Here is an 18,890-nt window from a genome sequence, read left to right on the forward strand (position 1 = left end):
GAACCGCCGTATACCGAACGGTACGTACGGTGGTGTGAGAGGTCGGTAGATAAAATAATTATCTACCTCCTACTCGATTATGTAATGAAAGACATTTTAGTTAGATAAATTATTAATTCTTAATTGAAAAATACAACAAAGTTTCATATTAAAGTCATACATCTAGCCTTTTTATGAATATATTTTAGTAAAAGGAGGGAGTGTGTATGAACTTCAAAGAATTTATAAAAAATGATAGAGAAAATAGAAACAAGGAGAAGTTTGAGGGAACTTTTTTAGATTACTTAGAAATTGTAAAGAAAAATCCAGATGTGGCAATGTTATCGCACAAGAGAATGTACGAAATTATTAAGAGTAAAGGGGTTGAAGTTTTAAAGGGGGAGGAAAACCCTAGAGTAAAAAAAATATATGGAAATGAGACAATAAGAAAATACGGATTTTTTAAAGATGATTTCTATGGAATTGATAAAGTTATTATGAAATTGGTTAATTATTTCAATTCTGCAGCTATGAAAGGTGAAGAATCAAGACAAGTGTTATATCTAGTTGGACCTGTTGGAGCAGGTAAATCTTCTTTAGTTGAAAGTTTAAAAAAGGCATTAGAGGATTGTTTACCAGTGTATTCCTTAAAGGGTTGTCCGATGCATGAAGAACCTTTGCATCTTATACCTAAACATTTAAGATCTAAATTTGAAGACTTGCTTGGAGTACAAATAGAAGGAGACTTATGTCCTGTTTGTAGATATAAATTAACCAATGAATATGGCGGAAGATATGAAGAATTTCCTGTTGTGACAAATACTTTTTCTATAAGGTCAAGAAAAGGTATAGGGGTAGTTCCACCTGTAGATCCTAATAATCAAGATACATCTATACTTACTGGATCTGTAGATATATCAAAGATGGATTTGTATTCAGAAGATGATCCTAGAATATTCTCCTTAAACGGAGCATTTAATGTAGGTAATAGAGGACTTGTTGAATTTATAGAAGTATTTAAAAATGATGTAGAATATCTTCATACAATTATTACTGCAACCCAAGAGAAATCTGTTCCTTCACCAGGAAAAGGTTCCATGATTTATTTTGATGGAGTTATAGTTGCTCATTCAAATGAAGCTGAGTGGAATAAGTTTAAGTCAGATCATACTAATGAAGCCATTTTAGATAGAATAGTTAAGATAGAAGTTCCGTATTGTCTAGAGCTTGATGAGGAAAAAAAGATATATGAAAAAATACTTAAAAAGAGTAATTTTAAAGCACATATAGCACCTCATACAATTGAAGTTGCAGCAATGTTTGCTATACTTTCTAGACTTAGTCTATCAGCAAAAGCAGATCCAATGACAAAACTTAAGATATATAATGGGGAAGAAATAGTTGAAAAAGGGACAACTAAGAGAATTGATATTATGGAACTTAGAGAAGAAGCTGGCCCTTATGAAGGAATGAAAGGAATATCAACAAGGTTCATAGTTAAAGCAATAGATAATGCGTTGTCTAATTCTGAATATGACTGTATAAATCCATTGAGTATTATGGAAAGTATAATAAAATCAATAAAGGAAATGGATATAGGTGCTGACGATAAAAAGAAGTATTTGGGATTTGTACAAGATACCATTAGAAAAGAGTATAACAAGGTTTTGGAAAAGGAAATTACAAAGGCATTTATACATTCATTTAGAGAGCAAGCTGAAAGTCTATTTAATAATTATATTGATAATGCAGAAGCATTTGTTAATAAATGTAAGATCAAAGATACTTCAACTGGTGAAGAATTAAATCCAGACGAAGAGTTCATGAGAAATATAGAAGAACAGATAGGAGTATCTGAATCTTCAAGCAAAGGGTTTAGAGCTGATGTTACTTCATATATGTTTTATTTGGTTAGAAAAGGTGTAAAGATAGAATATACTTCCTATGAACCATTAAAAGAAGCTATTGAGAAGAAACTTATGGCCTCAGTTAAAGACCTCTCAAGAATAGTAACAAAATCTAGAGTAAGAGATAAGGAACAAACTGAAAAATATAATGCTATGGTTGATGAGATGAAGAGTAAAGGCTACTGCTTACACTGTTGTGATGTTATATTAAAATACGCTGCAAATAATTTGTGGAAGGATTAATAGGATAATGGCAATCTTTAGGGATAATAGTGAAAATATAGTTGATCACGATAGATCCATTGAAGATAGAAGAAGACATAGGCAGTTAGTAGATAAATCAATCAAAGAAAATTTAGGAGATATTTTATCAGAGGAAAGCATTATAGGTGAAGGTAAGAATAAAAAATTCAAGATACCAATAAGAGGGATAAAAGAATATCAATTTGTTTATGGAAAGAATTCTAAAGGTGTAGTTTCAGGAACAGGTGAAGAAAAAAGAGGAGAAAAAATTGGAACAGATGACCCAAGAGCTGGAAGTGGGAATAAGGGAGCTGGGAATAAAGAGGGAGAGGACATATACGAGACTGAAATCACATTAGAAGAATTATTGGATTATATAACTGAGGATTTAGATTTACCAAACTTAGATAGAAAGAAATATTCTGAAATAGTGACGGAAACATCAGGGAAGAAGCAAGGTTATCAGAGATATGGAATAAATCCAAGATTGGCAAAAAAGAAGACGGTTATGTCTAAGATTGCTAGGAAACAAGGGAAAAAAAGAGCGTTGAAAGAAGAAAATATAGATGAAGAAATTGAGAGATTTCCTTTTAAAGAAGAGGATTTAAGATATTATAGAGTAAAGAAAAAGCCAAAGCGGGAAAGCAATGCGGTTATGATTTTTATTATGGATGTATCGGGTTCAATGGATAGTTCTAAAAAGTTTTTAGCTAGATCGTTTTTCTTTGTGTTATCTAAATTTTTAAGGAGAAAATATAACAATATTGCCTTTGAGTTTATTTCCCATACAACTGTTGCAAAAAAGGTAGATGAATATGAGTTTTTTCATAAGGCAGAATCGGGGGGAACATATATTTCTAGTGGGTTAAATTTAGCATTAGATCTTATAAAAGAAAGTTATTCACCTAATGTGTGGAACATTTATCCTGTTTATGCTTCAGATGGGGACAACTGGACAGAAGATAATGAAAAGGCTATGACAGCTGTAAAAGAATTAAGTAAGGTAAGCAATATGTTTGGATATGCAGAATTATTACCATCAACCTATTCTACAACAATGTATTATAGGTTTTCTAAAGAGATAAAGTTAAATAATTTTGTACCTGTTATAGTAAAGGAAAAAAAGGATTTGTGGGAAGCGTTAAAACTTATGTTATCTAAAGAGCTAAAGGAGGAGTAAAGGTGGATTATAATCTTAATGATTTGATGAAATGGAATGAAAAAATAGAAGAAAAGGTTATTGAACTAGGATTAGACTTTTATCCTCAAGAGTTTGAAATAATAGGATTTAACGAAATGTTAGGATATGAGGCATACCTTGGTATGCCTTCTAGATATCCACATTGGAGTTTTGGAAAGTCATATGAAAAAAACAAAACTTTATATTCATTTAACCTGACTGGTTTGCCATATGAAATGGTAATAAATTCAGATCCCTGTCTTGCTTACTTAATGAGGGAAAATACGTTATTATTGCAAATACTAACAATGGCGCATGTTTATGGACATAATGATTTCTTTAAAAATAATAGAATGTTTAGAGAAGGAACAAAAGCTAGATATTCTTTAGAATTATTTAAGTTGGATGCAGATACAATAAGAAGTTATATTAATACCCCTGGTATTGGATATGAGAAGGTTGAGAGAATTTTAGATTCAGCACATTCTATAAAATTAAATGTAGGACGTGTAATTGGACAAAAACAAAGGACAGATGAAGAAATAAAAAAAGATATTATTGAAAGTTATAAGCAAAAAGTTGAGAATAGAGGGGTATTAGATTCAAATAAAGTTATAGAGTTACCCGATTTAGATAAGGTACCACTAGAGCCGTATGATGATGTGGTAGGATTTATAATTGAACATGGAGATTTAGAAGAGTGGGAAAGAAGTATATTAAAGATAGTGAAAAGGGAAGCTGAATATTTTTTACCTCAAATAGAAACAAAGACTATGAACGAAGGATGGGCCAGTTTCTGGCATTATACCATATTGAAAGAATTAAATTTAGAAGAAGAATTGCATTTTGAATTTTTAAAAAGACATAATGATGTAGTTGCTCCTATAGTTGGAGGGCTTAATCCTTATTTTGTTGGATTTAAGATTTTTAAAGATTTAGATGAGCGGTATGGCAGAGATAAGATATTTGAAGTAAGAGAAATAGAAAGAGATTCTTCATTTATCAGAAGGTATCTAACAAGAGACTTGTGTGAAGAATTGAATTTATTTCAATATGGAAAAAGAAGCTTTGACTATGTAATTGAAGAAGTTTCAGATGAGGATGGATGGGAAGAAATTCGAGATAATTTAGCTTTTAATAGTGGATTAGGTATGATTCCGTATATTAGGGTTGTGGACTTAAATAAGAAGAACAATATGTTAACATTAGAGCATGTATTTGACGGACGTGAGCTTGAACTCATATATGCTAAGGAAACATTAAAGCATATACAATGTCTATGGGGACATACTGTAAGGCTAATTAGCAAATCAAAGGATGGAAAGAACTTTATAATAAATTGTGATGATGGAAAAATAACTATAATTGATAGTAACAAATCTTAAGCTAAGGGAATAATTTATAGATTAGAAGGAATACTTAGGAGAAATGTAATGGATCTAGAAGGAAGTAAAACAGAAAGATGTCTTTATAAGACATTTGCAGGAGAGTCAAGAGCAAGAAATAAATATTCATTCTATGCTGAGCATGCAAGGTGTGAAGGTTATAGATGGGTAGGAGAAATTTTTGATGAAACTGCCAATAACGAGAAGGCTCATGCGAGAGAAGCCTTTAATAGATTCTTAAGAAAAGTAGGCCCTACTGAGCAAAATTTAATGGATGCTGTAATGGGAGAAACAGAGGAGAGCAAAAAAATCTATAAGGAATTTGAAGAAATAGCAAGAGATGAAGGATTTATTGAGATAGCTGATTTTTATAAGGAACTACAAGAAGTAGAAGAATTTCATGGAGAGAGATTTTTAAAATTAGCAAATGAAATAAAAAATGATGCTATGTTTAAAAGTGACGAAGTTTCTTTATGGCAATGTATGAATTGTGGATATATCCATGAAGGAAAAGAAGCTCCAATTGTCTGTCCTTTATGCAAGTATCCAAGGGCGTATTTTAAACCTTTAGAAGAGAAAGAGTAACTATCGGGAGGTCGTATGTTTTATAGAGTTCCTGAAGAATTTTTCTTCCCTGTAGTAATTGAGGATGATTTGGATTTTTTAGATAAGGAAGATAAAATAAATTGTTTTCATGAAGATACAGGAATAAAAGGTGTTTTTGAAGAGGCGGATGAAGAGTATTTACAATCTGAAATAGGTGAATAGAGCTGTTAATAGCAGCTCTATTAATTTTCTAAAATACATATTAATTATAGGGAGAGATTTGATTTGGGATATGATAAAGTTATACATGGACATTATGAAGACTTAAATAACTTAAATACATTGCTTAGAAATTACATAGAGATATATAGATTGTTAGTTAGTAGTACTTCGGAGTTAAATACTATACCTTTAGCAAAAAAAAGTGAGGTTAAGGATGCGTTAGATAGGATAAAAGAAGTGGGAAATTTAATAGATGATCTTTTGGATGTTATTGGAAAGTGTGAGGGGTCTTATGTTAAATATTGCTTTTTAAAGAATGAAGTAATATATGAAAATACTCAAAAGGAAAATATTAAGACAGAGATACATGATGAGTTGGAGTATCATAATTAAAATAAAACTGCCTCATATCTGAGACAGTTCCTTTTCAACTGTATTTAGAGCTTCTTCAATAACATTATGCATGTCATAATATTTATATTGAGCTAATCTTCCACCAAATATCACATTAGTTTCAGAATCAGCTAAAATTTTATATTTATTATATAGAGAATTATTTTTATCGTCATTTATTGGATAGTATGGCTCATCACCTTTTTTCCAGCATGCAGGATATTCTCTTGTAATTATAGTCTTTGGACTGTAGTTATTTTCAAAATGTTTATGTTCTATTATTCTGGTGAAAGGAGTTTCATAATCTGTATAATTAACCACGGCATTACCTTGGTAGTTTTCTAAGTCAAAAACCTCATTTTCAAATTTTAAACTTCTATATTCGAGCATACCGTATTTATATTCATAAAACTCATCAATCATTCCTGTAAAAACAATCTTATTCGCGATTTTTTCTAATTCATTTCTATTATGAAAAAAATTAATATTAAGTTTTACTTCAATGCCTTCTAATAATTTGTCTATTAACAAATTATAGCCTCCAATAGGAATTCCTTGATATTTGTCGTTGAAATAATTATTGTCAAAAGTAAATCTTACAGGTAACCTTTTTATAATAAAAGGAGGTAGTTCGGTAGCTTTCTTTCCCCATTGCTTTTCAGTATATCCTTTGATTAGTTTAAAATATATATCTTCTCCAACTAATTTAATAGCTTGTTCCTCTAAGTTCTTTGGTTCTTTTATATTGGATTTTTCAATTTGTAAAGAGATTTTCTCTTTAGCTTCTAAAGGTGTTTTTGTTCCCCATAGCTGATAAAATGTATTCATATTAAAAGGTAGATTGTATAATTCTCCTTTATAATTAGCAATTGGGGAATTTATATATTTATTAAACTCAACAAAATTGTTAACATAGTCCCAAATCTTTTTGTTACTAGTATGAAAAATATGAGCACCATATTTGTGAACATTAATATCATGAATTTTCTCGCAGAAAATATTTCCGCCAGTAGTATTTCTTTTATCTATTACTAAACAAATTTTTCCTCTTTTTTTTGCTTCGTGGGCGAATACAGAACCAAATAGCCCGGATCCTACAATTAAATAATCATACTGTTTCAAAGCTTTTACTCCTTACATTTAATCTGTTAGTAGTTTTGAAAAAACATTTTCTACAGCTTTTTCAAACTTCATTTCTTCGTTAGAAATAGTTTCTCTATAGTAATTAAATTTATTCGTTTCAGTATCAAAGTTATTAAGCAGAAAATGAATTTTTTCTATTATTAAATCTATATTTTCATCTTTATCTTGAAATTTATATTCCTCTGAAATTGGAATATCCTCATAAAATTGAGCTGAACCTTTTAAATTAGTGAGAATGCAACATCCTGAAATAGCAGCCTCTCTAGGAATTCTGTCTTTACCAGGGTGATTACCAAAATCTATATATACTTTACTTTTTTGCATTAATTCAGCCATTTCAGCTGGAGTATAATTAATTAAAGGTATCCAATTAAGGTCTGGTACTTTTTTTATTAACTTTTTAGTAAATTCCAAACCTTTATTAGGATTATATAAAACATTGTTTTCTCTTATGTAATTAGAATTTTTACATTCATCAATGAAAGTTTTATTTAAGTAATCTGATAAATAATAAATTTTGTTCTTGTCAATTTCAAGTTCAGATAAAAAAGAATTTGCATATTCCGACTGAACGAAATGGATAAGTTCTGTATTTCTGTAGAGATAGGTTATTTCTTTAGAGTATGATCCGCTTGGAGTATCTTCCCAAGTTAATCTGCTTAGGAAATTATCTACGCTTAACCACCAAATAATTTTTTGAGAAAGTGGGAATATGTCCATATATGGAAAATGTATCTCGGGAAGTATTAGTATATTATTTTCGGTATCTTTGATTTTCGTAATATATTTATTATTATAAATTTCATAATTGGGGTGAATTGGATTGCTCTCGATGTCGCCAACATAAAACATTTTTGCATTTATCCCAATTTTATTTAGTTTATAGCAAAGTTGATGTAATAATTCAGGACCTCCAGTTGCAACTTTTGCTGGACATAAAATGTAAATATCTTTCATAAATTAATCCTCTCATTTATAATATATTCAGGTAAATTATAACATTGTTTCAGAAAGTATTACAATGTGAAGTATAAGAATCAATAAATTTTGTTGTAAAACTTTAAGCAGATAAAAAAAATCTTATCTGTTAAAAACAGATAAGATCTTTTGCATTTTTTATAATTTTAAACTTTCTTTAAATGTAACTTACTTACCATTAAATAAGAACCTAAAATCATTAATATTACAGCCACAAACGATGGGATAGATATCCAAATACATATAAGCGCAAATAATGCTAAAAAGCAACCAACTATTGTTATTGGAACTCCAGTGAACACACCATCAAAAGATGAAGTATTAAATCTAGCTAATCTAAATGCTCCACATATTGGAAGTGTTATTAATAGTATTATACCTAATACCCCATATGGGCCAAATGTGTTAAGATTAAAAAGAAGATATATTAACATTGAAGGTGCAACTCCAAAAGATACTAAATCTGCTAAAGAATCCAATTCTTTACCCAATTCACTTGAAACCTGTAAAAATCTAGCAACTCTTCCGTCGTATCTATCTACTAAACCAGCTATAAGTATAAAAATACTTGCTAAAATATAATTACCTTTATGTGTATATAGTAAAGAAATAACTCCACATGAAAGGTTTACAAAGGTAAAGATATTAGGAATACAACTTTTTCTCATATAATCACTCCTAAAAACATTATTACAATGAATAATTATAGCATAGAAATTAGTAGAATATAAGAGTTACATTATATATTAAGATAAACTTAATGTTATTTTTGGATAACTATGGCGAGATAGGGGCAATTGAGATTCTCGACAATATATGGTATTGGTGATATAATCCTTTTAGGATTAATTAATGGAGGTAATTTATGAAGAAGGTTAGATTCATATATAACCCTTATTCGGGAGAAAATATAATTTTACATGAATTAGACAATGTTTTTAAGCTACATCAGGAGAAAGGATATCAAATTGTTCCTTATAGAATACAAAAAGACAAGGATATTTCAGAAGCTTTTGATATTGTAGATGAATCTTACGAGTACATACTAGTTGCAGGTGGTGATGGAACAGTAGATTCAGTTGTAAATGCTATGATGGATAGAGAACTTAATATACCAATAGCTATATTGCCAGTTGGAACTGCAAATGACTTTGGTACTTTTCTAAATATACCTCAAGATATAACTGAAGCTTGTGAACAAATTTTGTCAACTGAGCCGACTCCAGTTGATATAGGTAGAATTAATAATAAATACTTTGTAAATGTAGCAAGTACAGGTTTGTTTACAGATGTATCTCAGAAGACAGATGTAAATCTAAAAAATACTATAGGAAAGTTAGCCTACTACCTTAAAGGGTTAGAAGAGATTCCTAATTTCAGAAAGTTAAAGGTAAAACTTAAATCTAAAGAATTAGAGTATGATGGAGAAATGTACTTGATTCTTGTATTTAACGGACAAACAGCAGGTAGTTTTAAGTTAGCAACTAGAGCTGATTTAACAGATGGATATCTTGATGTTATAATGATTAAGGCAGTGGCAATACGTGAAATACTTCCTTTGTTTATAAAGATACTCAAAGGTGAGCATTTAGATTCGGATAAAGTTATATACTTTAAAACAGATGACATACTAATAGAATCTAATGAAGATATTTTAACTGATATAGATGGAGAAAAAGGACCAGATTTTCCACTACATATCCAATGTATAAAGGGTGGAATTAAAGTTTTAGGAATAAAATAAAATAGAAATTAATAATAATAAGTAACAATAATATATGTTTGGAGGAACTCTTGTGAATTTGGCATATTACACTTTTTTGTTGCTTATTATTTTTTTTCTCTACCTATTAGTAAGAAAGAATATGAAACTTTCACCTAAGAAAATAAGGTTGTACATGGGCGTGGTTAGTATTTTGTTTATATTAAGATACATAGGATTATTTCTGTTATCGCTAATAAAGAGTGGGAGTTTTGTTTATTTTCTAAAACCATTATTATTTTTAAATCATTTAGCTATACCACTAATGGTATTAGCTTTATCATATGTATATTTAAGATGGGATAAACTTAACTTTAATTTTAATTATATAATAGCAGTTGTATTTTCTATCATATATTTTACAGGTATGTTTTTGGTTAAAGGAAGAATTACATTTAATTCAACCTATGGATATGTTATTAATATAAATAATGAGACGTTGCTATATTTCATATCTTTAATTATTGTAGGAACCTTATTAGTTTTTTGCGTGTATTTTTTTGATAAACCTAATAATAATAGGCATGGAATGTTTTATTTAATAGTGGCCCTTACTGTGGTAATAGTAGAGAATATATTATATCTAGGTGGAATTAGATTGTTTCCATATCCTATAATTGGAGATGGGATTTTTATAATGATAATGAATTTAGCAGTAAATACTTTTAAAAAACAAACTATAAAAGCTGTTTCAAGTAAGTAACTTGAGACAGCTTAAAATTATCTTTTTTTATTGTATCTAGAATTTTTACTATGATTTGATCTGTTGCTAGTTTTTTTAGAATAGTTAGTACTTGCATTATGTGAATTAGGTGGTTTTTTATTATTCTTGCTAAACTTAGGGGGAGTAGCAGGAATTAAGCAATCCTTACCATTACCAATCAAATCTTCTCTGCCTGCCATAATTAATGCCTTTTTTACAATTTCATAATTTTTTGGGACTGCAAATTGTATTAATGCTCTTTGCATATTTTTTTCTTCTTGAGTTTTAGGCGTATAAACTTTCTCACCAGTTAATGGGTTAACACCTGTGTAATAAATGGTTGTAGATAAACTACCTGGAGTTGGGTAGAAATCTTGAACTTGTTCTGGAGTATATCCCATCTGTTTTACATACTGTGCAAGTTCTATAGCAGCATTTAAATCTGAACCAGGATGAGATGACATTAAATAAGGAACTAAGAATTGTTTTTTATTTATTCTTTTATTTATCTCAAAATATTTATTTACAAATCTATCATATACTGCTCGTGTAGGTTTTCCCATTTGAGCTAAAACTTTCGGAGCAACATGTTCTGGAGCAACCTTTAATTGACCACTTATATGATGTTCGCATAATTCTTTGAAGAAGGATTCATTTTTATCGTGAATTAAATAATCATATCTAATTCCAGAACGGATGAATACTTTTTTAATACCATTAATAGATCTAATCCTCTTTAATACAGAAAGATACTCAGTATGATCTATTATTAAGTTTTTGCAAGGTTTAGGGAACATACATTGTTTGTTTCTACATGTTCCATGCTCAGCTTGTGTTTTGCAAGCTCTGTGTCTGAAGTTAGCAGTAGGGCCGCCTACATCATGAATATATCCTTTAAAATCAGAAAGATTAGTTAAAAGTTTTGCTTCATCTACTATAGAATCGGCATTCCTAGTTTGAATAACTCTTCCTTGATGGAAAGTTAAGGCACAGAAGGAGCATGAACCATAACAGCCTCTATGACTAGTTATAGAAAATTTCACTTCTTTTATTGCTGGAATGCCACCTTCAGATTCATATGTTGGATGGTAAGTCCTCATAAATGGTAAGTCATATGTGAAGTCCATTTCCTCATTTGTAAGTGAATCTTGAGGAGAGTTCTGAACTAGATATCTGTCCCCATGTTTTTGAATAATCCCTTTTCCTCTAATATTATCCTGTTCATAGTATTGAATTTTATATGCTTCTCCATATGAATCTTTATTATTAGCTACATCTTCATATGATGGACATATTATATAATTATCAAGTTTTTCTATGTCTTTAGTTAAATAACATGTTCCTTTAATGGAAGTCATATTTGAGATAGTCGCACCGTATTTAAATAATTCTGCAATTTGAATTATTGTTTTTTCGCCCATTCCATAAATTAATAGGTCAGCTTTAGAATCTAATAGGATACTCCTTCTGACTTTATTACTCCAGTAGTCATAGTGAGCAAATCTTCTAAGGCTAGCTTCAATACCTCCAATTACTATTGGAATATCCTTAAAGGCTTCTCTAATTCTATTACAGTAAACAATAACTGCTCTATCAGGTCTGAATCCAGATTTGCCACCAGGTGAATATAAATCGTCGTGTCTTTTTTTCTTTGCAGCTGTATAATGATTAACCATAGAATCTATATTCCCAGAGTTAACTAGAAACCCATATCTTGGTGTGCCTAGTTTTTTAAAATCATCAGTATTATGCCAATCAGGTTGAGCAATAATCCCAACAGTGAATCCTTGAGATTCTAAAGTTCTTCCTATAATTGCAGTACCGAATGAAGGGTGATCTACATATGCATCTCCAGTTACAAGGATAAAGTCTAGAACATCTATATTATGTTTTTTCATATCTTCTTTACTAATAGGTAAAAAATCTTTAGCTAAAATCATTTTCTTATACTCCCATTCCTTTTATATTCCGAAAGTTTCATCTTATAGTATCATACAAAAAGTTCATATTCAAATTAATAATATTTCTAATGTTAAGAGAAAAAGCCTTTGCCTTTTAGAGAAGTTAATTATATAATAAAAATATATAATTTATGGAGGCAGACTTAGGTCTGCTAATTTTATGACTAAATTTAGAAAAACAAGGTGGTGTAAATAATGGATGAGGGACCTCATAAACTGAAAAAGAGAAAAATGAATACAACATTTTTGAGGGAAACCATACATTATTTATTGTAGAATAATATTTGCTTCCCTCAAAAGGAAATAGGAGGAAGTTTAAATGAAAAGATTATTAGTTTTTCTTTATACTGAAATTTTAGGGAAGAAGATTTATGATGAATTTAATGATGTACTTGGAGAACTTAAGGATATATATGTAACTACTGAGGAAGGATATCCAAGAGTTATAGGCTACAAAGTTAAAAGAGAAGGTGTTACTTTTCATTATGAATTTAAAAATATAAATTTTTATGAGGATAAGAGTAAAGTTAAAATTAAAACTACAGGAAGTAGAGAAATCCTTCCAAGAACTTACTCATACCTTTTATCTGAACATTTATTGGATAGAAAGATAGTTGATATAAATGGTAAGAAAGTAGTTAGAGTTAATGATTTAAGAATAGCGGAGATTGCAGGAGAATATAGAGTTGTGGCTGTAGAAACAGGTCCAGCAGCTATGTTTAGAAGAATGGGAACTCCAAAGCTTGGAAAATTAATATATAAGACTTTTAGGAAAGAATATGAAGATAGAGTATTAATGTGGGATGATGTTGAGTCAGTAGAAATGGTAAATAATAATCTGCAATTATCTGTTCCATATAAGAAATTATCGACTCTACATCCAGCTGACTTAGCAGATATACTAGAAGAGCTTGATGATAAATCTAGAAAGCAGGTTTTTGAATCATTAGATGAGGATTTAGCTGCAGATACTTTTGAAGAGATAGAAGATGAATACAGAGGAAGTATAATAAAGGATTTGTCAGTAACAAAAACAGCAGAACTTCTTGAGAACATGGATAATGATGAGATAGTTGACCTTTTAGATGACCTAGAAGAAGAAGAAAGAGATAAAGTACTTTTCAACCTAGAAAAGGAAGATGCTGAAGAAGTAGAAGAATTATTGAAGTATGAAGATGAAACTGTTGGAAGTATGATGTCTAAGGATTTTATATCTTTTGGATTAAATTTAACTGTAGAGGAAACAATAGATATATTAAAGGAAATGCAACCAGATGAAGATGTTATGTATTATATATATGTAACAGATGAAGAGGATAAAATAGAAGGTCTTGTAATACTAAGAGATTTGATTCTTAGCAAGGGGACTGTAAAACTTAAAGATATAATGGAAGATAATATAACTACAGTAAGACATGATGAACCAATTGCAGAAGTCATTGAACAAGCAGCGAAATATGATTTGTTATTAACACCAGTAGTAGATGATGAAGGTAGAATCATTGGAGTAATACAATTACATGATATTGTAGATGAGGTATTATATCCTTTATGGAAGAAGAAAAATAGAAAAACTAATAATAATTAATATTATAAAATACTAAGTTAAATTTAAGCAAAATTGTTGACATTTTAAGAGCAAAGAATATAATAATATATAAAGGATAGTAAATTACTCAGAATTAAAAGCTATGAAAAAGGAAAGTAGCATTAATTAAGATTACAGAGAGAAAAGGTAGCTGGAAACTTTTTATCTACAATTTATGTGAAGTGCCCTTTGGAGTTGAAGCCTGAAATGATCAGTAGGGTTTTTCGGTGCCACCCGTTACAGTGGAAGAGTATATTTAGTACTTGCAAAAGTGGGATTAATTATAATCCAATTAGAGTGGAACCACGGATGTTACTTCGTCTCTATAATTATTTATAGAGGGGAAGTTTTTTATTATATAAAATGCTTTAGTTTTAGGAGGAATTAAAATGATATATTATGACGGATTAGATCTTATAGGAAATACGCCTGTATTAAAAGTAAAGAGTTTAACTCAAGAGAATAGCGCAGAGGTTTATGTAAAACTTGAAAAATGGAATCCAGGTGGAAGTGTAAAAGATAGAGCTGCTCTAGGTATGATAGAGAAAGCTGAAAAACAAGGGATTCTAAAAAAAGGTACGACAATAGTTGAACCAACAAGCGGAAATACTGGTATCGGATTAGCTTTAGTAGGCAGATTAAAAGGATATAATGTAATAATTGTTATGCCAGAAACTATGAGCAAAGAGAGAAGAGATCTTATAAAAGCTTATGGAGCTGAACTTATATTGACTGATGGAAGTAAAGGAATGAAAGGTGCTATAGATAAGGCATTAGAGTATGAAGATAAACCAGGATATTTTATACCTCAACAATTTGAAAATATAGCTAATCCTGAAAAACACTATGAAACAACAGCTGAAGAAATATATAAAGATATAAATGACCTTGATTATATAGTAGCTGGAGTAGGTTCAGGAGGAACAATAACTGGTGTAGCAAAGAACTTAAAGAAGAAAATACCGGGCATTAAAGCTGTAGCTGTTGAACCTGCTGCATCACCAGTATTAAGTGGGGGTAATCCAGGAGCTCATAAAATTCAAGGTATTGGGGCAGGGTTCATTCCAGGAAATTATGAAAGTGAATATATTGATGAAGTAATTCAAGTAGATGATTCAAATGCATTTAAAGTTGCAAAAGAATTTGCAGAGAAAGAAGGAATTTTAATTGGAATTTCTTCAGGAGCAGCAATTTATGCAGCATTAGAAATTGCTAAAAAGGTAGGAAAAGGGAAAAAGGTATTAGCAATAGCACCAGATGGAGGAGAAAAGTATATATCAATGGGGTTATACGACTAGTAAATAATTATACAAAGGAGTTGTAGGCTTTGTTCAAAAATTTGAACTATGACTTAAAAAGGGTATTGGAAGATGATCCAGCAGCACGAAGCAAGCTAGAAGTGTTTTTATTATATCCATCTATCCACGCTTTAATTGCATATAGATTTTCACATTTTTTATATAAGAATAAAGCATTTTTATTGGCTAGGATAATATCACAATTTTCAAGATTTTTTACTGGTATAGAAATACATCCAGGAGCAACTATTGGAAGAGGTTTGTTTATAGATCATGGAATGGGTGTAGTAATAGGGGAAACAGCTGAAGTTGGTAATGATGTTACTATATATCATGGAGTAACTTTAGGGGGAACAGGAAAAGATAAAGGGAAAAGGCATCCGACTATAGGTAATAATGTGGTTATAGGAGCAGGTGCTAAGGTTTTAGGTCCTATATATGTAGGAGATGGTGCTAAAATTGGTGCTAATTCGGTTGTCCTAAAGGATGTAGTGCCAAAATCTACAGCAGTAGGAGCTCCTGCTAAAAATATAGTAAAAACAGATGCCACTATAATTGAAATAAAATCAAGAAAAGGCACAAAACAAAAGTTATATAATGATATGATTATTTAATTGAAAAAACAGCAACTTTAAGTTGCTGTTTTTTCAATTAGAATATAAAGGAGATTGTACAAGTTAATATACCGCTTAGAATTAAAGAAAACTTTAAGATACTTAAAGGAAGTATATTTCTTATTGAAGAGACATCTCTTTCATATTTGGTTTTTCCAGAAGTATCAGTAGTTGTAAATTGGGTGTTAGAATTACTATTTGCTTTAAAGTATAAGCCAGTAGAACCTGTTCCAATACAAGAGAATACACCGATAATAGTTAGTATAATACCCTCCATGAACAATATGTCCACAAAAGCATATTTTTTTATATAGTTTATTATCATGCCTATTATAATAGTAAGAACACAAATGCAAATGCTTAATATGAAGCATTTGCATATAGTAATTAAATTATCTCCATTCATTAATCTATCCTCCATTAAATAAAAGTATAGTTTGGAAATTGAAGTTCTTTTACTATATTATACAGGGTATATATGTAAAGTAAAACTGTTAATGGGAAATAAGAGCGTGAAACTAGCTATACATAGACTTTTATATTGAAGTAGAATATAATATAAATGTTAAAAATCAAAAAAGGTAGGTGGAATAATGTTATCGCCATTAGCTGTTAAGTTGATAAAAATAATGCCTGAAAGTTTTGTAATTGCATTTGCAAAGAGAACTGTAAAGAGCTATTTAAATAAATATTGTAAATTTAATATCGAAGGATTTGAAGAAGTTAAGTCTATAAAAGGACCTATTATATTTATAGGTAACCATCTTAGTAATTCTGATGGATTGATTTTAGATAAAATACTAAAAGAAGATTTTGATCCTTTCTTTGTAGCAGGCGTCAAATTATCTGATGATCCTATAACTAATATAGGGACAAAAATAGTTAAGAATATTGCCGTTAAGCCTAATACAGCAGATAAAGAAGCTATAACTAATATGGTTAAGACTGTTAGGGGAGGAAGTAATCTTGTTATATTTCCAGAGGGTACTAGGAGTAGAACTGGTGCAATGATAGAAGGTAAAAAAGGAATATTGTTACTTGCAAGAATGACTAAAGCTAATATTATTCCTATAGGAATGAGCGGAACAGATAAACTTTTACCAATAAATGATTCTGGAGACATGGGAAGTGAAAAGTGGCATAATGCAGATGTGAATGTTAAGTTTGGTAAACCAGTAGTACTTGATAAACGAGAAAAAGATGAGGATAAGCACGATTATGATGAAAGATGCTTAAATAAAATAATGAGGTCAATTGCAGATTTATTGCCTGAAAGCTATAAAGGTGTGTATAAATAAATGAAGCAAAAAACAAAAAAGATACTGGAAATACTGAAGGAAACATATCCAGATGCGAAATGTGAATTAAACTATGAAACACCATTTCAATTATTGGTTGCAACTATTTTATCGGCGCAAACTACTGATAAAAAAGTTAATGAAGTGACTAAGACACTTTTTTGTGATTATCCAGATTTAGAAGCTTTTTTGAAAATTGAAAGTGATGAATTAGAAGAGAGAATTAGGCAGATCGGACTTTATAGGAGTAAAACCAAGAATCTAATTATGATGTTTCATCAGCTAAAGGAAAATTTTAATGGTGAAGTTCCAAAAACAATGGAAGGGATAACTTCACTAGCTGGAGCTGGAAGAAAGACAGCAAATGTAGTATTGTCTAATGCTTTTGGGGTTCCATCTATTGCTGTAGATACTCATGTGTTTAGAGTATCAAACAGATTAGGCCTTGCGGATTCAGACAATGTACTTGAGGTAGAAAAACAGCTTCAAAAAGAGCTTCCAAAGAAAGAATGGTCTCTTGCACATCATTTGCTAATATTTCATGGAAGAAGATGTTGCATAGCTAGAAAGCCAAAGTGCGAGATATGTTCATTGACTGAACAGTGCCAATATTATCGAGAAATAAGCAAGTAGAATAAAACCACTTTAGTAATGATTTAACAATGCAGTGGTACTTAACTAATAAAAAAAGATTGAATATAATTATATAGGATAATAAATGTTATATTAATTAGGAGGCACGGTACAGTATGAAAGTTGGAGTTATAATGGGGGGAATCTCTTCAGAAAGAGAAATTTCATTAAAGAGTGGAGAATCAATAATTGAAAATATTGATAGAAATAAATATGAAATAGTACCTATAGTTATAGATAAAAAAGTAGATGTTGTAGAAAAGGTGAAAGGTATAGATTTTGCTTTACTTGCACTTCATGGGCAATTTGGAGAAGATGGAACAGTTCAAGCTGTACTTCAAACTTTAGATATTCCTTATTCAGGTTGTGGACCATTAAGTAGTGCGGCTTGTATGGATAAGGATATGACTAAAAGCTTATTAAAGGCAGCAGGAATTAGAACAGCTCCATGGATAAATATTAGAAAAGGCGAAAGCATAGACTATGAAGAAATAAATAAACTTGGTTATCCGGTTGTTGTAAAGCCAACTCATGGAGGATCGAGTGTTGCAACATTTATCGTAAAAGAGAAAAAAGATATAGAGAAGTCAGTTAAGGAAGCTTTTGAATGGGATACAGAAGTTATGATTGAAAAGTTTATTAAAGGGGAAGAAATCACTTGTCCTATATTAAACAATGAAATGTTCCCAGTTGTTGCAATAAAGCCTAACGCAGAATTTTTTGACTTCACAGCAAAATATCAAGATGGTGGAGCTAATGAATTTGTTATTGAACTGGAAGCAAAACTTCACAAAGAAGTTCAGGAAATGGCATTAGATACATTTAAAGCTTTGAAATGTGTAGTTTACTCAAGGGTTGATATGATAATAACAGAGGATGGAATACCTTATGTACTTGAAGTGAATACATTGCCAGGAATGACTAAAAATAGTCTTTTCCCTAAGAGTGCTGCTGGAAAAAATATTAGTTTTAGTGGATTATTAGATCTAATAATAGAAGAATCTTTAAAAGAAAAGAGATAGAAAAGGTAAGGATAAACATTTCTAAATGTTTATCC

19 protein-coding genes and 1 other annotated feature are annotated in these 18,890 nt (G+C 30.2%); of the genes, 15 read left to right on the forward strand and 4 right to left on the reverse strand.

Annotation, left to right across the window (positions count from 1 at the left end):
• The first annotated feature begins 206 nt into the window (after positions 1-206).
• From FAY47_RS17970 to FAY47_RS17990, 6 genes are all read left to right on the forward strand, one after another.
• Positions 207-2,129, forward strand: coding sequence for a PrkA family serine protein kinase (locus FAY47_RS17970; protein WP_143318307.1), 1,923 nt, complete (start codon positions 207-209; stop codon positions 2,127-2,129).
• Positions 2,130-2,136: 7 nt separating this feature from the next.
• The gene (gene yhbH, locus FAY47_RS17975) at positions 2,137-3,309 is read left to right on the forward strand and encodes a sporulation protein YhbH (protein ID WP_143318308.1); all 1,173 of its coding nucleotides are present in this window, start codon (positions 2,137-2,139) and stop codon (positions 3,307-3,309) included.
• A 2-nt stretch (positions 3,310-3,311) separates the two neighbouring features.
• Positions 3,312-4,694, forward strand: a complete 1,383-nt coding sequence (locus tag FAY47_RS17980; RefSeq protein WP_143318309.1) for a SpoVR family protein — start codon at positions 3,312-3,314, stop codon at positions 4,692-4,694.
• 48 nt (positions 4,695-4,742) lie between these two features.
• Entirely contained in the window at positions 4,743-5,279 is a 537-nt protein-coding gene (locus FAY47_RS17985) for a rubrerythrin family protein (protein WP_143318310.1), read from the forward strand.
• Positions 5,280-5,294: 15 nt separating this feature from the next.
• Complete coding sequence (locus tag FAY47_RS20475; RefSeq protein WP_185966893.1) at positions 5,295-5,462, forward strand: hypothetical protein; 168 nt, start codon at positions 5,295-5,297, stop codon at positions 5,460-5,462.
• A gap of 63 nt (positions 5,463-5,525) precedes the next feature.
• The gene (locus FAY47_RS17990; protein WP_143318311.1) at positions 5,526-5,855 is read left to right on the forward strand and encodes a hypothetical protein; all 330 of its coding nucleotides are present in this window, start codon (positions 5,526-5,528) and stop codon (positions 5,853-5,855) included.
• Between the two features lie 12 nt (positions 5,856-5,867).
• Here the strand turns inward: FAY47_RS17990 and glf are convergent, their stop codons facing one another.
• From glf to pssA, 3 genes are all read right to left on the reverse strand, one after another.
• Positions 5,868-6,977 carry a UDP-galactopyranose mutase gene (gene glf, locus FAY47_RS17995; protein WP_143318312.1) on the reverse strand — a complete coding sequence of 370 codons (1,110 nt, stop codon included), beginning with the start codon at positions 6,975-6,977 and terminating at the stop codon, positions 5,868-5,870.
• A gap of 18 nt (positions 6,978-6,995) precedes the next feature.
• Entirely contained in the window at positions 6,996-7,955 is a 960-nt protein-coding gene (locus FAY47_RS18000; protein WP_143318313.1) for a hypothetical protein, read from the reverse strand.
• Positions 7,956-8,122: 167 nt separating this feature from the next.
• Positions 8,123-8,644 (reverse strand): CDP-diacylglycerol--serine O-phosphatidyltransferase, encoded by a 522-nt coding sequence (gene pssA, locus FAY47_RS18005; RefSeq protein ID WP_143318314.1) that lies wholly within the window; start codon positions 8,642-8,644, stop codon positions 8,123-8,125.
• Between the two features lie 197 nt (positions 8,645-8,841).
• Between pssA and FAY47_RS18010 the strand changes: the two genes are divergently transcribed.
• Both FAY47_RS18010 and FAY47_RS18015 read left to right on the forward strand, forming a co-directional pair.
• Positions 8,842-9,720, forward strand: a complete 879-nt coding sequence (locus FAY47_RS18010; protein WP_143318315.1) for a YegS/Rv2252/BmrU family lipid kinase — start codon at positions 8,842-8,844, stop codon at positions 9,718-9,720.
• 121 nt (positions 9,721-9,841) lie between these two features.
• Positions 9,842-10,441, forward strand: coding sequence for a hypothetical protein (locus tag FAY47_RS18015; RefSeq protein WP_143318316.1), 600 nt, complete (start codon positions 9,842-9,844; stop codon positions 10,439-10,441).
• Positions 10,442-10,458: 17 nt separating this feature from the next.
• Here FAY47_RS18015 and FAY47_RS18020 read toward each other — a convergent pair whose 3' ends face one another.
• Positions 10,459-12,381 (reverse strand): YgiQ family radical SAM protein, encoded by a 1,923-nt coding sequence (locus FAY47_RS18020; RefSeq protein ID WP_143318317.1) that lies wholly within the window; start codon positions 12,379-12,381, stop codon positions 10,459-10,461.
• Positions 12,382-12,721: 340 nt separating this feature from the next.
• On the opposite strand from FAY47_RS18020, the gene FAY47_RS18025 reads away from it, so the two are divergent.
• From FAY47_RS18025 to FAY47_RS18055, 7 genes are all read left to right on the forward strand, one after another.
• Positions 12,722-13,990 (forward strand): CBS domain-containing protein, encoded by a 1,269-nt coding sequence (locus FAY47_RS18025; protein WP_143318318.1) that lies wholly within the window; start codon positions 12,722-12,724, stop codon positions 13,988-13,990.
• A 94-nt stretch (positions 13,991-14,084) separates the two neighbouring features.
• Positions 14,085-14,318: a binding site (T-box leader), on the forward strand.
• A gap of 61 nt (positions 14,319-14,379) precedes the next feature.
• Positions 14,380-15,288 (forward strand): cysteine synthase A, encoded by a 909-nt coding sequence (gene cysK / locus FAY47_RS18030; protein ID WP_143318319.1) that lies wholly within the window; start codon positions 14,380-14,382, stop codon positions 15,286-15,288.
• A 29-nt stretch (positions 15,289-15,317) separates the two neighbouring features.
• On the forward strand, positions 15,318-15,902 hold the full coding sequence (gene epsC, locus FAY47_RS18035; RefSeq protein ID WP_143318320.1) for a serine O-acetyltransferase EpsC: 585 nt from the start codon (positions 15,318-15,320) through the stop codon (positions 15,900-15,902).
• A 146-nt stretch (positions 15,903-16,048) separates the two neighbouring features.
• On the forward strand, positions 16,049-16,216 hold the full coding sequence (locus FAY47_RS20675; protein WP_207706264.1) for a hypothetical protein: 168 nt from the start codon (positions 16,049-16,051) through the stop codon (positions 16,214-16,216).
• Between the two features lie 279 nt (positions 16,217-16,495).
• Positions 16,496-17,200, forward strand: a complete 705-nt coding sequence (locus FAY47_RS18045; protein WP_143318322.1) for a lysophospholipid acyltransferase family protein — start codon at positions 16,496-16,498, stop codon at positions 17,198-17,200.
• Positions 17,201-17,833, forward strand: a complete 633-nt coding sequence (gene nth / locus FAY47_RS18050; protein WP_143318323.1) for an endonuclease III — start codon at positions 17,201-17,203, stop codon at positions 17,831-17,833. It begins immediately after the preceding gene.
• A 116-nt stretch (positions 17,834-17,949) separates the two neighbouring features.
• A complete protein-coding gene (locus FAY47_RS18055) occupies positions 17,950-18,855 on the forward strand; it encodes a D-alanine--D-alanine ligase (RefSeq protein WP_143318324.1) in 906 nt (301 codons plus the stop codon).
• The last annotated feature ends 35 nt before the right edge of the window (positions 18,856-18,890 follow it).

Source organism: Clostridium sp. HBUAS56017 (genome assembly GCF_007115085.1).
GTDB lineage: Bacteria > Bacillota > Clostridia > Clostridiales > Clostridiaceae > Clostridium > Clostridium cibarium.